9 protein-coding genes are annotated in these 14,226 nt (G+C 46.4%); 4 read left to right on the forward strand and 5 right to left on the reverse strand.

Features of this window, described 5'->3' with window-relative positions; all coding sequences use genetic code 11:
- Nucleotides 1-365 precede the first annotated feature (365 nt).
- Nucleotides 366-2,582 (reverse strand): photosystem I core protein PsaB, encoded by a 2,217-nt coding sequence (gene psaB / locus F6K64_RS00485; protein ID WP_008181184.1) that lies wholly within the window; start codon nt 2,580-2,582, stop codon nt 366-368.
- Between the two features lie 174 nt (nt 2,583-2,756).
- A complete protein-coding gene (gene psaA, locus F6K64_RS00490) occupies nt 2,757-4,979 on the reverse strand; it encodes a photosystem I core protein PsaA (protein ID WP_008181182.1) in 2,223 nt (740 codons plus the stop codon).
- Between the two features lie 685 nt (nt 4,980-5,664).
- Here psaA and F6K64_RS00495 point away from each other — a divergent pair.
- On the forward strand, nt 5,665-7,737 hold the full coding sequence (locus F6K64_RS00495; RefSeq protein WP_287264679.1) for a hypothetical protein: 2,073 nt from the start codon (nt 5,665-5,667) through the stop codon (nt 7,735-7,737).
- A gap of 104 nt (nt 7,738-7,841) precedes the next feature.
- On the opposite strand, the gene F6K64_RS00500 is transcribed toward F6K64_RS00495, so the two are convergent.
- Complete coding sequence (locus F6K64_RS00500) at nt 7,842-7,967, reverse strand: hypothetical protein (RefSeq protein ID WP_287264680.1); 126 nt, start codon at nt 7,965-7,967, stop codon at nt 7,842-7,844.
- 290 nt (nt 7,968-8,257) lie between these two features.
- On the opposite strand from F6K64_RS00500, the gene F6K64_RS00505 reads away from it, so the two are divergent.
- On the forward strand, nt 8,258-8,794 hold the full coding sequence (locus tag F6K64_RS00505) for a retropepsin-like aspartic protease family protein (RefSeq protein WP_287264682.1): 537 nt from the start codon (nt 8,258-8,260) through the stop codon (nt 8,792-8,794).
- Here F6K64_RS00505 and F6K64_RS00510 read toward each other — a convergent pair.
- Both F6K64_RS00510 and F6K64_RS00515 read right to left on the reverse strand, forming a co-directional pair.
- Nucleotides 8,772-11,675 carry a VIT domain-containing protein gene (locus F6K64_RS00510; RefSeq protein WP_287264683.1) on the reverse strand — a complete coding sequence of 968 codons (2,904 nt, stop codon included), beginning with the start codon at nt 11,673-11,675 and terminating at the stop codon, nt 8,772-8,774. The genes F6K64_RS00505 and F6K64_RS00510 overlap by 23 nt on opposite strands.
- Before the next feature lie 139 nt (nt 11,676-11,814).
- Complete coding sequence (locus F6K64_RS00515) at nt 11,815-12,003, reverse strand: CPXCG motif-containing cysteine-rich protein (RefSeq protein ID WP_008181174.1); 189 nt, start codon at nt 12,001-12,003, stop codon at nt 11,815-11,817.
- A gap of 222 nt (nt 12,004-12,225) precedes the next feature.
- Here F6K64_RS00515 and F6K64_RS00520 point away from each other — a divergent pair, with 222 nt between their 5' ends.
- Nucleotides 12,226-12,696 carry a GNAT family N-acetyltransferase gene (locus F6K64_RS00520; RefSeq protein ID WP_008181172.1) on the forward strand — a complete coding sequence of 157 codons (471 nt, stop codon included), beginning with the start codon at nt 12,226-12,228 and terminating at the stop codon, nt 12,694-12,696.
- Nucleotides 12,697-12,840: 144 nt separating this feature from the next.
- On the forward strand, nt 12,841-14,109 hold the full coding sequence (locus tag F6K64_RS00525; protein WP_008181167.1) for a cyclic nucleotide-binding domain-containing protein: 1,269 nt from the start codon (nt 12,841-12,843) through the stop codon (nt 14,107-14,109).
- The last annotated feature ends 117 nt before the right edge of the window (nt 14,110-14,226 follow it).

Consider the following 14,226-nt stretch of genomic DNA (forward strand, 5'->3'; position numbering starts at 1 on the left):
CAGTAGCAGCGATCCCCTGACGACCTGACCCCCTCAGTACTTAGTACTACTGTCGAGATTGCATGGCAGGATTGAAGTAGAGCAGAGTTACCTGATTGTGGGGCAATCAGTAACAGAGCGATATAGTTGTTCATTTAAATGATTCACTAGTTGTCTTTTCTTTACCACATTTTATATTTTTTGTCAAAATTATTCGCAGAACACCATTTTTTATATAGCGCTATATTTTTGATGCTGCCAAGCCATGCAATTCTATTCAGTAGATCTAAAACTGAGGAAATAATAAAAAATCCCCCACCAGAAGGCAGGAGATTTCAATTAATTACCTACAATTTAAATACCTAAAAAGCTAGTTTCAGCAACCATTAGCCAAATGCACCAGCTGTCGAGGCAATCAAGAATGCCGCGTAGGTAAGTATATAACCAACCGTGAAGTGGGTTAAACCAACCAGACGAGCTTGAACGATGGACAGCGCAACAGGCTTATCCTTCCAGCTAACCAAGTTAGCCAGAGGAGTACGCTCGTGTGCCCAGACCAAAGTTTCGATTAGCTCTTGCCAGTAACCACGCCACGAGATCAGGAACATGAAACCAGTTGCCCAAACTAGGTGTGCCAACAGGAACATCCAAGCCCAGACCGACAGGTTGTTCGTTCCAAACGGGCTGTAACCATTGATCAACGGAGCAGAGTTAGCCCACAGGTAATCCCGGAACCAGCCCATGAGATAAGTAGAGTTCTCATTGAACTGAGCCACGTTACCTTGCCAGACGCACAGATGCTTCCAGTGCCAATAGAAGGTCAACCAGCCTAGGGTGTTGAGCATCCAGAACATGGCGAGGTAGAAGGCATCCCAAGCAGAGATGTCGCAAGTACCGCCACGACCAGGACCATCACAAGGGAAGGCATAACCGAAGTCCTTCTTATCGGGCATTAGCTTGGAACCACGGGCATCCAGGGCACCCTTGACTAGAATCAGGGTGGTGGTGTGCAGACCTAAAGCGATCGCATGGTGTACCAAGAAATCACCAGGACCAATGGTCAGGAACAGGGAGTTAGTTCCGCTGTTCATGGCATCGAGCCAGCCAGGTAGGTAAGCTGCACCAGAGCCAGCAGCTAAGCTATCGGGATTGGACAGCAGAGTGTCAAAGCCGTATAGCAGTTTACCGTGAGCCGCTTGGATGAACTGAGCAAATACTGGCTCAACCAGGATTTGCTTCTCGGGGGTGCCGAAAGCAACCACGACGTCGTTGTGGACATAGATTCCTAAGGTGTGGAAACCTAAGAACAGAGTTACCCAGCTCAGGTGAGAAATCAGAGCTTCTTTGTGTTCCAGCATCCGGGCTAACACATTATTCTTATTAGCCTCTGGGTCATAATCCCGCACAAAGAAGATAGCACCATGAGCGAAGGCTCCAACCATCAAGAAACCAGCAATGTACTGATGGTGAGTATACAGTGCTGCCATCGTGGTGTGATCCTTGGCTATGAATGCATAGGACGGCAGCGCATACATATGTTGGGCTACCAAGGAACAAACCACACCCAAACAAGCCAGAGCTAACCCTAACTGGAAGTGGAGAGAGTTGTTGATAGTGTCATATAGACCCTTGTGACCCTCACCTAACATGCCCCCAAAGGGAGTACTTGCTGGAGGATTGTGGGCACTATGAATCTCCTTGATGCTGTGACCAATACCCCAGTTGGTACGGTACATATGACCGGCAATGATGAAGATCACTGCGATCGCCAAGTGGTGATGAGCGATATCGGTCAGCCACAAGGACTCAGTCTGGGGATGGAAGCCACCCAAGAAGGTCAGAATCGCTGTCCCTGCACCGTCAGAGGTACCAAAGATGTGTCCAGCGGTATCTGGGTTCTGGGCATAGACTCCCCAATTCCCGGTAAAGAAAGGTCCTAATCCAGCTGCATGGGGTTTGACACTCAGGAAGTTATCCCAACCAACCCGCTGTCCGCGAGATGCGGGGATAGCCACGTGAATCAAGTGACCTGCCCAAGCTAAGGAGCTAACACCAAACAAACCTGCCAAGTGGTGATTCAGCCTAGACTCTGCATTCTTGAACCAGCTCAAGCTGGGGCGGAATTTAGGCTGTAAGTGCAACCAACCTGCAAACAGTAATAGGGATGACAACAATAACAAGAACATGGCACCACCATGCAGTTGGTTATTGGTTGTCATGCCAATGGTGTAAAACCAGTGGTAAACACCGGAGTAGGCGATGTTTACGGGGCTAGAAGCACCAGCTTGGGTGAAGGCATCAATTGCCCCTGAGCCAAATTGGGGATCCCAAATCGCGTGGGCGATGGGCTTGACAGTTTCAGGATCTTTAATCCACTCTTCAAAGTTACCTTGCCAGGCGACGTGGAACAGGGTGCCAGAAGTCCACAAGAAAATGATTGCAAGATGGCCGAAGTGAGAAGCAAAAATCTTTTGATATAGATTCTCCTCGGTCATGCCATCATGGCTTTCAAAGTCATGGGCTGTGGCAATCCCGTACCAGATTCGACGTGTTGTCGGATCTTGAGCGAGGTCCTGGCTAAATTTTGGAAATTTTGTTGCCATATGCTTTAAGGAAATTCTCCTCGCTGACCTATGAGACTTATGCAATCATGCTGCTCATTGTTTTTTCTTAATTAACCCCCTGGAACCGAAGTTCCAGGTTGCTTAGGGTATCGACAGGCGAGACACAGGTTATGGTATCCCACTCAAGGTTTGGCATCGATTCCTGGTAAGCAGTTATCCCACTGACAGGATGCGTGCTAGGAAGAATGACCAGGTAACGACGATTCCTCCCAGGAGGTAGTGAGCTACCCCCACAGCCCGACCCTGAGTGATGCTCAGAGCACGAGGCTGAATCGATGGGGCTACTTTCAATTTATTATGAGCCCAAACGATGGATTCGATCAGTTCTTGCCAGTACCCACGACCACTAAATAGGAACATCAGGCTAAAGGCAAAGACGAAGTGACCAGCTAGGAACATTATGCCGTATGCCGACAGAGCTGAGCCGTAAGATGTGATTACATTTGAGGCTTGTGCCCACAAAAAGTCCCGTAACCAGCCATTGATGGTGATCGCACTTTGGGCAAAGTTGCCATTGGCAATGTGAGACACAGTCCCATCCGGGAATACTGTTCCCCAGACATCAGATTGCATCTTCCAGCTGAAGTGGAAAATAACCACAGAGATGCAGTTATACATCCAGAACAAGCCTAGGAACACATGATCCCAACCGGATACCTGGCAGGTACCGCCACGACCTGGACCATCGCAGGGGAAGCGGAAGCCTAGCTCAGATTTATCGGGGATCAGACGTGACGAACGGGCAAACAGTACCCCTTTGAGCAGAATTAGTACAGTGACATGGATGGTGAACGCATGGATATGGTGGACCATAAAGTCCGCAGTACCCAGCTCAATCGGCATCATTGCCACTTTACCCCCTACTTCTACCATGCCTCCGCCAAAGGCATAGCTAACGGTTTCCAAAGCATTGGGAGCAGTTCCTCCCGGCGCTAGGTTGTGGATGTTTTGAATCCACTGGGCAAAGATTGGCTGTAGCTGAATCGCCGTATCAGAGAACATATCCTGAGGGCGACCCAAAGCCCGCATCGTATCGTTGTGAACGTACAGACCAAAGGCATGGAAACCCAACCAGATACACACCCAGTTCAGGTGAGAGATAATTGCATCCCGGTGACGGATAGCCCTGTCTAGTAGGTTGTTCACATTCTTGGCTGGGTCATAGTCCCGCACCATGAAAATAGCACCATGGGCTGCACCTCCTACAATACAGAAGGCACCAATCCACATATGGTGGGTGAATAGGGACAGCTGAGTACCATAGTCTGTGGCAATGTACGGATACGGAGGCATCGCGTACATATGATGAGCCACAATGATGCTCAGGGAGCCTACCATAGCTAGGTTAATGGCTAGCTGGGCATGCCAAGAAGTAGTCAGGATTTCATAAAGACCTTTGTGTCCTTCGCCAGTGAACGGACCCTTATGAGCCTCTAGAATTTCCTTCATGCTATGACCAACACCGTAGGTATTACGGTACATGTGGCCAGCAATGATGAACAGGACTCCTAGAGCTAAGTGATGGTGAGCGGTATCTGACAACCACAATCCACCGGTTACTGGATTCAGACCACCATGGAAGGTGAGGAAGTCAGAGTAGACGCCCCAGTTCAGGGTGAAGAAGGGGGTTATGCCCTTAGCAAAACTGGGATAAAGATCTGCCATCAAGCCCTGATTGAATAAGAACTCATGGGGCAGTGGAATCTCACTAGGAGCCACCCCAGAATCCAAGAGCTTGTTGATGGGCAAAGACACATGGATCTGGTGACCTGCCCAACTTAGGCAGCCGCAGCCCAGTAGCACAGCTAAGTGGTGGTTCATCATCGACTCCACGCTCTGGAACCATGACAGTTTCGGAGCCTTCTTGTGGTAGTGGAACCAGCCAGCAAATAGCATCAGGGCTGCCATTACCAAACCACCAATAGCTGTTGCGTACAGTTGGGTGCTATTGGTGATACCGGAAGCACGCCACAGCTGGAAGAAACCAGAGGTGATTTGGATGCCGTGGAAGCCCCCACCAACATCCCCATTCAAAATGCCTTGACCAACAACGGGCCAAACCACTTGAGCACTGGGCTTAATACTAGTGGGATCACTCAGCCATGCCTCGTAGTTAGAAAAACGAGCACCATGGAAGTACATGCCGCTCAACCAGACAAAGACAACGGCTAGGTGACCGAAGTGTGCACTAAATATTTTGCGAGAAACGTCTTCTAAGTCACTGGTATGACTATCGAAATCATGAGCGTTAGCGTGAAGGTTCCAAATCCAAGTGGTGGTTTTGGGACCTCTCGCTAGGGTTCGATCAAAATGACCTGGCTTACCCCACTTCTCAAAGGAAGCTGGTACCGGGTCGTTATCGACCTCGAGTGGCATGAGGAATCTCCTCTCTAGACAAGGAACGACTAATACCCCTAGGGGAGTTTTATTTTTATGGATAAGAAAGCACTTTTTTAATCACTGCTTTCTAACCGAAGCAAGGACCTGTTCTGAATTTACGTCAAAACGGATACCTCCCTTAGAAGATAATAGGTCTTGCTTCAGGCGCTTTTTGAATTCAGTTAAAAATAGTTAACAATTTTTTGGATAATCGTTAACTATTCTCAATTAGCAGTATTAATAGGTATACCACTGTTTGTGTCTAAGCCGCCATCACAACAAATCAAAACTAACTATAGAAAAATTCAATGATAATTTTTTCAAAATGTTAAAAAATGTAAATAAATGCTAAATATTTTTTGAAAAAAGTGTCCCCGATCTAGACGGACGACCCTCAAGGGTTGAAGGTGTAGGGGTATGGTTGATAGAGAAGCGGAAGATTTATAGAAAAGCGGAACACTTGGAAGAGCGGTGGGACCCAGGCTAGGTAACCTTGCCAAGGAAATGCGCACCAAGAGGGGGAAAGTTAGAACAGACTTGATCATCCTGCCAATAGGCAACCCCAACGCTCATAGACCAACACCTAAAGACAAGGAGCAAGACTAGAGGTCAACCTGTAAGTTAAGATTAAAGGCTGGTGATCAAAGGAGATGGCTTGTTGGGTAGGAACAGCCAGATAATCATGGTGAAAAGACTTTTTTTCTTCCTAATCACAACGATTTTAGTTTGGGGTCTGGTGGCCTGCGGTAGCGATCGCATCAAGACATCGAAGCGGTTTGGCATCGATGCCAGCTCCCAAACCAACCAAGTTAATCAGTTATCAGAAGTAGGGCCACCCCTAGCTATTCAAGAGCTTAGTCAGAGCCTAGAGGCTTACCAGCCTCAAGTCATCATTGTCAGACCTGGTGATGACATGGTGCTTGAAGATACAACAGTATCAGTGAAATTTCAGGTTCAGGACTTGCCAATTTTCCAAGATCCCGATCTAGGTATAGGTCCTCATCTGAACGTCATCCTGGACAACCAACCTTACCAAGCCATCTATGACCTAGACCAACTTCTAATCCTAGAGGATTTATCCCCTGGCACCCATACCCTGCGGGCATTTGCCTCTCGCCCCTGGGATGAGAGCTTCAAAAATCAAGGTGCCTATGCCCAGACCACATTTCATATCTTTACTAAAACTGACGACAACAACCCAGATCCAGCCCTGCCACTGCTAACTTACAGCGCTCCAAAAGGTAACTACGGAGCTGAGCCGATTCTGCTGGACTTCTATTTGAGGAATACCCCCTTGAGTAATACCCCTCTCCAGGTAGTGGCTCAAGACAATCTAGATGATGATAGTGTTGATTGGCAGATTCGGGTTACGGTGAACGGTCAAAGTTTCCTACTCGACCGTTGGGAATCGATTTATCTGACAGGGTTTAAAGAGGGCAAAAACTGGGTAGAGTTAGAGTTTCTCGATGAAGAGGGCAACCCAGTCAAGAATGTTTTCAACAACACAGTACAGGTGATTAACTACCAGCCTAATGGTGAAGACACTCTTTCCCAGCTAGTACTGGGTCAACTCTCGGCTGAGCAAGCTGGTGGTATTGTAGACCCCAACTATCAGCCACCTCCAACTCCAATACCTGTACCAGAAGAGACACCAGCTCCAAGTCCATCACTGACTACTTCGCCTACAGTAGAGCCAACACCAATACCCTCGGTTGTTCCTATAGTTGAAGAACCTCTCACCTCTGAACCGACTTCCCTAGAACAAGAAACTACAGAAGAAGACACTACACAAGAAGAAACTACACCACCAGGGGAATTAGACAGTACTGAAACAGAGCAAATACCAGAACTAGAGGAATCTGTAACACCCAGTGAACTGCCAATAATTCTGGAGGAAGCAACCCCTGAGGTTGAGCCCAACCTACCTGAGCTGGAAACAACTTTGGAAGCAGAAGATCTGGTTCCTGCCACTGAAACCCCAGCACCAGTTGAGGAAGCAACTACTGGGGCTGAATCAGTAACCCCTCTAGCTGAACCGTCAGAAAAGCCAAAATTAAACATCTGGAGTCGCTTTGGCATTTTCTTCGGACGTTCCGCTGTCACCTCTAGCCCTTCACCTGAACCGCTAGAGGAACTCGACATTACATCAGAGGAACCTGTGGTAGCTCCGAGGGAATCTGAGTCCACTACTGTTGTTGAGGGGATCTCGGAAGAAGCGGTAGTAGAGACCGGAGAGTCTGAGTCCACTAGTGTGGTCGAAGATAGTTATGAACAAAAGGCGGTAGCACCAAGGGAATCTGAGTCCACTACTGTTGTTGATGAGATATTGGAAGAAGCGGTAGTAGAGACCGGGGAGTCTGAGTCCACTACTGTGGTCGAAGATAGTTATGAACAAAAGGCGGTAGCACCAAGGGAATATAAATTCACTACTGTGGTCGAGGAAATATCGGAACAACAGGCAGTAGAGACCGGGGAGTCTGAGTCCACTACTGTGGTCGAAGATAGTTATGAACAAAAGGCGGTAGCACCAAGGGAATATAAATTCACTACTGTGGTCGAGGAAATATCGGAACAACAGGCAGTAGAGACCGGGGAGTCTGAGTCCACTACTGTGGTCGAAGATAGTTATGAACAAAAGGCGGTAGCACCAAGGGAATATCAATCCACTACTGTGGTCGAGGAAATATCGGAACAACAGGCAGTAGAGACCGAAGAGTCTGAGTCCACCAATGTGGCAGAAGATAGTTCTGAATAACCGATAGTGGCCACACTTGAGTGCGATCGCACTATCACAATAGACAGTTAGCCCATTGCTAGCTCAACTGTTTGAGCACTAAAGGCGATCGCTTTTAGCGTGGCCTACGGCCAATCGCGTAGCGTGCGCCAATGGGCAATCCCTGACCTAGTGGGGATTGCTGGCCGATGGTCGATGTGCAGCTGGCGCTGACTCCCCTGTTCCCTTGCTGCATCGATTTCAGTACTCAAATCGATTGTTATGACTTCCTTTATTAAGTTTTTTTGTAATAGTGCCAGCTATCAGCATAACTCCCCAAACTTTTCCCGATAACGAGCCAACAACGATTCCCTATCTGCTAATTGATTTATTACCGATTAGCTATTATTAAAGTGTATCTATAAACTCTCTCTAAGAGTAGTGTTGGTTTAAGAGTTTCCCTGGGTAATCTAGGATTAGGCGATAAGTCCAGAGTCAGCCTTCATCCTTAATCTTTCCTAAAAGTTTGTACTAATCAAAAATACTGGAGTAGATAAATCAGGTGAAACCCTATTTACCAATCCAACTATTAACAACATTATTTTTAATCACAACCAGCACCCTGACTCCTGCTGTTTCTAAGGCTCAAATCGATTTACCCTGTTTCATGCGGGATGCCAATGGCAATCTGATTGACCTTGGCAAACTTTGCGGCATATCAAAGCAAAACAGTTCAGGAGTGATTACAATCCCGATCAAACGCCGAGTTTATAACACTCCTGTGATTGATGTGACTTTTAATGGTAAACGAACCTTTGAAATGGTGGTTGATACAGGAGCATCCGTCGTGACAATTACCCCAAAAATGGCAAAAGCTTTGGCATTGAAGCCAGAAGGAACTGCCACGATGGATACAGCTAATGGTACAGTTGATGTACCCCTGGGTCGGTTGGGCTCCGCTGCCGCAGGAGGTATTGTGGCTAACAACCTACTGGTTGCTGTTAGTCCATCCCTGTCAATTGGACTGCTAGGACACAATTTCTATCAAGATTATGATATCACGATTAAGCAAGATGTCATTGAGTTGCAGCTTCGTTAATCCGTAAGGTTAAACACACGCTCTTTACAGAGGTTTCGGGAACTCGCCAACAAGAAAGCGATCGCTTAATCAAATCAATCATTTGGGATTCGGTCAGAGTAGAGGCTGCTTCATCCCATATCACCCTGATCACGCGACCTCTACGAACTAGGAACTCAAAAACAATTTCACCAGCTACCCCTAGGGGTAGGTTCAACCTTTGCAGATGTTGAGTTAAACAAGTTGTCCCTATTTCATCTAATCCCTTAACTCTGACCAACTGTAACCTGTGATGGCTGATTGCCGCTGAGCTTAATATCTCTGACTTCACCTTTTTAATTAATCTAGGACAGACCAAGGTCAATTCAAAATTATCTGGTGATTGAGTGCCGAAATAGTCCTCAGTAATAATTTTTGATGCCTGATGGTTATCATAGGGATTATCATTATCAGTGAGGCTATCCTGAACTGTCTTAGAAAGAATATAATCCTGAGGGATAATTTCTGATGCCTGATGGTTATCATAGGGATTATCATTATCACAGTTTACCTTAGATTCTTCGTACCTGTTTTGCCTATACTCTGACTGTTGAATCCAAGCTTTGCTTTTAACCCCCAATTTCCTATATTCACTTATTGGTAACACAGACCTTGGCATAGGAGAAGACCAGGCGTTGGGAGAAGACAAGGGAGAGAGGGAAAACAGTAACGATCGGTTGATCTTAGAGTTCTTCGGTTTCCCCTTTTTCCCCTGCTCATCAGGCAAGAATTTGGAATTGATGTCAATTGCTGCTTGTCTCCTGCTCTCGTTATCCCCTGCTCTCAAGCCTGAACGGCACTTCTGTAGCCTGAGTCTATCCTGAATTGCACTAGCAAAAGTACTTTTGATCATGCCTTCCCAGTTAACTCCTTCTGGGATTGTTACTGGTACTTGCATGGATATGAGGTGGTTTTCTCCTGCAACCGGTACCTGATCACTGACAGCTACAAAAGCGGTGTACTGGCACAATAGTTGATAACTCAACGCTGTTTCCGTAACTGCCTCTACCCCAGCTTTGGTTTCACAGCTCAACATTTGCTGCATCAGGTGTTTAATCCTTGCTCTACCCCACAGCTGGGCAATGGCTGGATTGTCGGCTTGATCAAAATTGAGGTTAAATCTTTTCTCGTAGTAACTACCATCCGCCCTAGTACCGGTAATCCTGAGAGTACCAGTAGGGGTTGTTCGGGTAGCGTGGCCTTTTGGCCAAGGTTGGTTTGGGGTTAGGGTTGAATGTTGTTTGGTTGAAAGTTGTTGGCCTGTAGCCTTCGAGTCCGGTAGGTTATTCTCCAAACTTTTAACCTTCAACTTGCTAACCTGCAACTGTTCTGCCTGGAACTCTTGAATCGGAGAAATACGTCCACAGATAACCAAAGGCTGCTGGGTAAATACATCCGGAGTGGGATTGGGATAAATTATCGCTTCCCCTAGGCCTTCCCAGGTAACGTGAATATTGGTTAGCACTGGGTTATTAATTTGACGGAAAAACTGTTCCGCTACTGCTTCAGTTGGTTCATCCTGACGCACGATTCTAGCTATTCCCCGTCCAATTTCAGCTAAGCGATTCAGCAGAAAGCGGTTCGGAGAACTGCCGACACCAAAGCTATAGATGCGATTTCCCGGTTTAAGCTGTTGCTGTACTTCTGCTAGTACCTGATTCTCATTGCTAATGTAGCCATCACTTAGCAGTACAATACTCCGTAGTCGTCCCTCTGGTGCAGCCGGTAAATTCAGCAAGTTACGAATACCTTTGAGTAAATAAGTACCACCGTTGGCTTTTAATTGATTGATGTAGTTAATCGCCTTTCTACAGTTTTGGGGGGTATTCGATAAGGGTTTGGTGGATAGCTGGGTAGCAGTATCTGAAACATCAATAATGGTAAAGGTATCCTTGGGATTGAGTCCATTAATAAACCGACGCATCAATTCCTGAGACTTTAGCAGAGGATCCCCCATTTGAGAACCAGAGGTATCGATCACGAACACCACATCCTTTGGCACAATCTCATCGGTGCTATAGTCCAACGCAGGGATAAGATACACAGCAAAATGATGGCCTCGTTGATCTGAGTGGGTAAGTACTGTTGTCTGAGTTTGCTCCTTGGCAATCCCATAGCGTAGAATCAGGTCTTTGTTGGGAATCGTGTCTTCCTGACTCAGTTTGACCTGCAGGATTTGCCCCTGTTGTTCAATGTTAATCTGATGGGAGGTAGAATAAACCTCTGTAATTGCTACTCCAGCGTCAATCTCGACGGTTACTCCAATATCATGACCTGAGCGAATGTCTGGCGGAATCAAGGGTGGAGTGATCCGGGAAGCATCGGGAACGAAGTCAGTATCCCCACTCTCATCAATGGGAGTACCAGGGATAAAACGGGGGCCAACTACCATTGGGAAGACAAATTCATAGTTACCCCCCTGGAACTGTAGCTGATCGGTATAGCGAAGGGTGACCTCAATTTGCTCCCCTGGTTTAATGTGAGCTAGAGATTGAGTAAAAATATTATCCCGTTCTTGCTCTAAGAGTCCCGCACTCCGCCCCTGGCTGCAAGCTTCCTCGTAGATAGTTTGAGCGTCTTCCCGTTTTTTGATATTGCCCTCAATTATGCGATCGCTTAATTTAATCTCCATCTGATCCACTGCTGCTTCATCCGGTAGTGGAAAGATATAGACCGCTTCTAAGGGTTGGCTGAAAGGATTCTCAAAGGTCTGTGTCACCTCTACCCGTGACAGGTGACCGGTAATTTTGGCGTAAACGTCTGTATGTTTCAGAGGAAATACCGAATGTTGCTCCTCTTCGTTAACGTATAGTCCCCCTAGCAACTGCTTGGAGCATAATAGTGCATGAGTGGGCATGGGCATTTACCTTAAGATTGAGCAAATGGGTGAGTTTCGCCACTGTCCCTATCAGTAGCAAGGTTCTGGGTAGACGCACCATGCTAGCCACAAATCTAATCATAAATCCTTACCAAGAGTGAACTTGGGTCAATCTGCCTTTTAGTTAGCCATCATAATCACTGTCAATCTCAATATCGAGAGTTTCTTGATCTACCCTTACATACAAAATATTTGGACGACAGCAGACTTGACAATCTTCGATATAGGATTGCTGTTCACCAGCGCTTAGATCTACAAAGGTCAAAATGGTTTCACCATAATAGGCACAGGAATATTGAGCAGTCTCTTGCATTCACTACAGAATTTTCTTTGAGTGTAGCAATAATTGTATTGGGTCAGGACTGACGGAGATCACAACTGACCTATGAAATCGGTAACTGATAAATTGGGATGCTGATGGTTTGTTGTTGAGTGCTTTGTTATTGAGTGGTTTGTTGTTGAGGTTTAACGGTTGACGGTTGACGGTTGACGGTTGATGGTCAACCATGAACAAAAATTCAATTTATAACAGCTGATGAGTAAAGCATCTCCATCGTTACCACCAGGATGCATTTTCCGCCCTGCCTGTGCCAAGGATACCTGGGCAATTCTTAAATTAATTCTGATTGCTAAACTAGAGCCTACCCAGTTACGTTGGACCCAGTTTCGGGTGATTGAATTTGAGGGGCGTGTGGTGGCTTGTGGACAATTGCGCAACTTTCCCGATGCCCAAGAATTGGGGAGTTTGGTTGTGGCACCTAAGTGGCGCAATCGGGGCTTGGGGAGTTATCTGATGGAAAATTTAATCAAAGAGGCTGAGTTCCCTCTTTATCTCGAATGTATGGGTTGGCTGACGCCGTTTTACACCCGTTTCGGTTTTGTGTCAGTATCCTGGCAAGACTTACCTAAATCCCTTAAATTTAAGTTTGGCTTGTCCAAACTAGCCACTACACTATTCCGTATTCCTCTATCGATCATGACCTACCAACCAAAGGATGAAGGATAAAGGCACCTCAAGTAGCTTGGCCTATGGCCAAGGCCAAGGCTGAATTTTTTGGCATCCATGGTTTTTGTCTTCAGACTTTATACTTTGTATCGAGCTATTGTATGCAGCTATAAAATAAGCAGTATTGGAAGCAGCCAGCCGCCTATGGCAACCGCCGCATTTTTTCAAGGTATATTAGGAGCTTCGAGTTTGGCATTGGGAGCCTTAGTTGGGGTTTTCTGGCAGCCGAACCGCACTGTTTCTGCTGCCATCATGGCATTTGGTAGTGGAACCTTAATTTGTGCGATCGCATTTGAAATCACCATACCTGCTTACGAAAATGGTGGATTTTTACCCCTCCTGCTAGGATTCCTAGTGGGGGGTAGCCTGTTTACTGGAATCACCACATATATCGACCAGCACGGTGGTTTTCTACGCAAACCTGCCTCTAGTCGTCGCTATTTAATTGAGCATACTCAGGAACAGGTATCCGATGTACTTAATCGCATTGCCCACGTGGAGGTGATGCAAAATATTCCCTCCCAGGAAAAGCACGCTATTGTTCCCTACCTCAAACCAGTCTATGCTCAACCTGGAGACATTCTTTGTCAGGAGGGAGCCCCTGGTGATCACCTGTATATGATTGTGGACGGAAAAGCGGAAGTCTTCAGAGGTGAAAAATTAATTAATACTATGGGTTCAGGGGAAGTATTTGGTGAAGTGTCATTGCTCACGGGAGAACCCCGTTCAGCCACTGTTATTGCCCAAACTCCCATGGAGTTATATCAACTACACCAAGAACATTTTAATCATGTGCTGAGTTGGTCTCCCCACTTAGCTTGGGCTCTCAGCCGTTCCTTAGCACGCCGACTCCAATTTGCCACTGACTCTAGGGTGGCCGTAGAACATAAGTTAGACCGTTGGCGACAACAGTTGATTGCTCAAGCAGAACTGGATCTATTAATTAGAGAAGATCCAGCTATACTAGAAAAATTAGTTAAGAATTCTGCTCCTTTTGCTATTGTCATCGGTACCTTGATTGACAATATTCCTGAATCTGCGGTTATCGGTATGAATGCTGGGGACTCTCACTTCAGCTTGTCATTTTTACTAGCAGTTTTTATTTCCAATTTCCCAGAAGCATTATCCAGTGCTACTGGGATGAAACAAGCTGGAACTAAAACCACTCAGATTCTTGGGTTATGGATGGGGGCGGTGATGCTGTGCGGAATCTGTGCAGTGGCAGGTCATGTTTTAGAAAGCCATACCCCAGAATTATTCATAGCCTTAGCTCAGGCTACTGCTGGTGGAGCAATTTTGGCAATGTTGGCTAGCACCATGATGCCAGAAGCCTATGAATTGGGAGGCAGTTCCGTTGTCTTATCCACGATTATGGGGTTTCTGTTCGCATTTTTCATGTCATCCATGAGCTGAGTTCTGAGTCCTGAGTTGCTGAATTTCGGTATTGATTGGTTTTTTATTTTGCCTTGAACCTTGTACCTTAAACCTTAAACCGTCAACCTTCAACCTTCAACCTTCAACCTTCAACCT

Origin of the sequence: Moorena sp. SIO3A2, from assembly GCF_010672265.1 — a bacterium.
GTDB lineage: Bacteria > Cyanobacteriota > Cyanobacteriia > Cyanobacteriales > Coleofasciculaceae > Moorena > Moorena producens.

Bases quoted from the DNA above. Each gene is read 5' to 3' on its own strand.
- psaB (WP_008181184.1), bottom strand. From the start codon at position 2,582: ATGGCAACAAAATTTCCAAAATTTAGCCAGGACCTCGCTCAAGATCCG.
- psaA (WP_008181182.1), bottom strand. From the start codon at position 4,979: ATGCCACTCGAGGTCGATAACGACCCGGTACCAGCTTCCTTTGAGAAG.
- F6K64_RS00495 (WP_287264679.1), top strand. From the start codon at position 5,665: ATGGTGAAAAGACTTTTTTTCTTCCTAATCACAACGATTTTAGTTTGG.
- F6K64_RS00510 (WP_287264683.1), bottom strand. From the start codon at position 11,675: ATGCCCATGCCCACTCATGCACTATTATGCTCCAAGCAGTTGCTAGGG.
- F6K64_RS00515 (WP_008181174.1), bottom strand. From the start codon at position 12,003: ATGCAAGAGACTGCTCAATATTCCTGTGCCTATTATGGTGAAACCATT.
- F6K64_RS00520 (WP_008181172.1), top strand. From the start codon at position 12,226: ATGAGTAAAGCATCTCCATCGTTACCACCAGGATGCATTTTCCGCCCT.
- F6K64_RS00525 (WP_008181167.1), top strand. From the start codon at position 12,841: ATGGCAACCGCCGCATTTTTTCAAGGTATATTAGGAGCTTCGAGTTTG.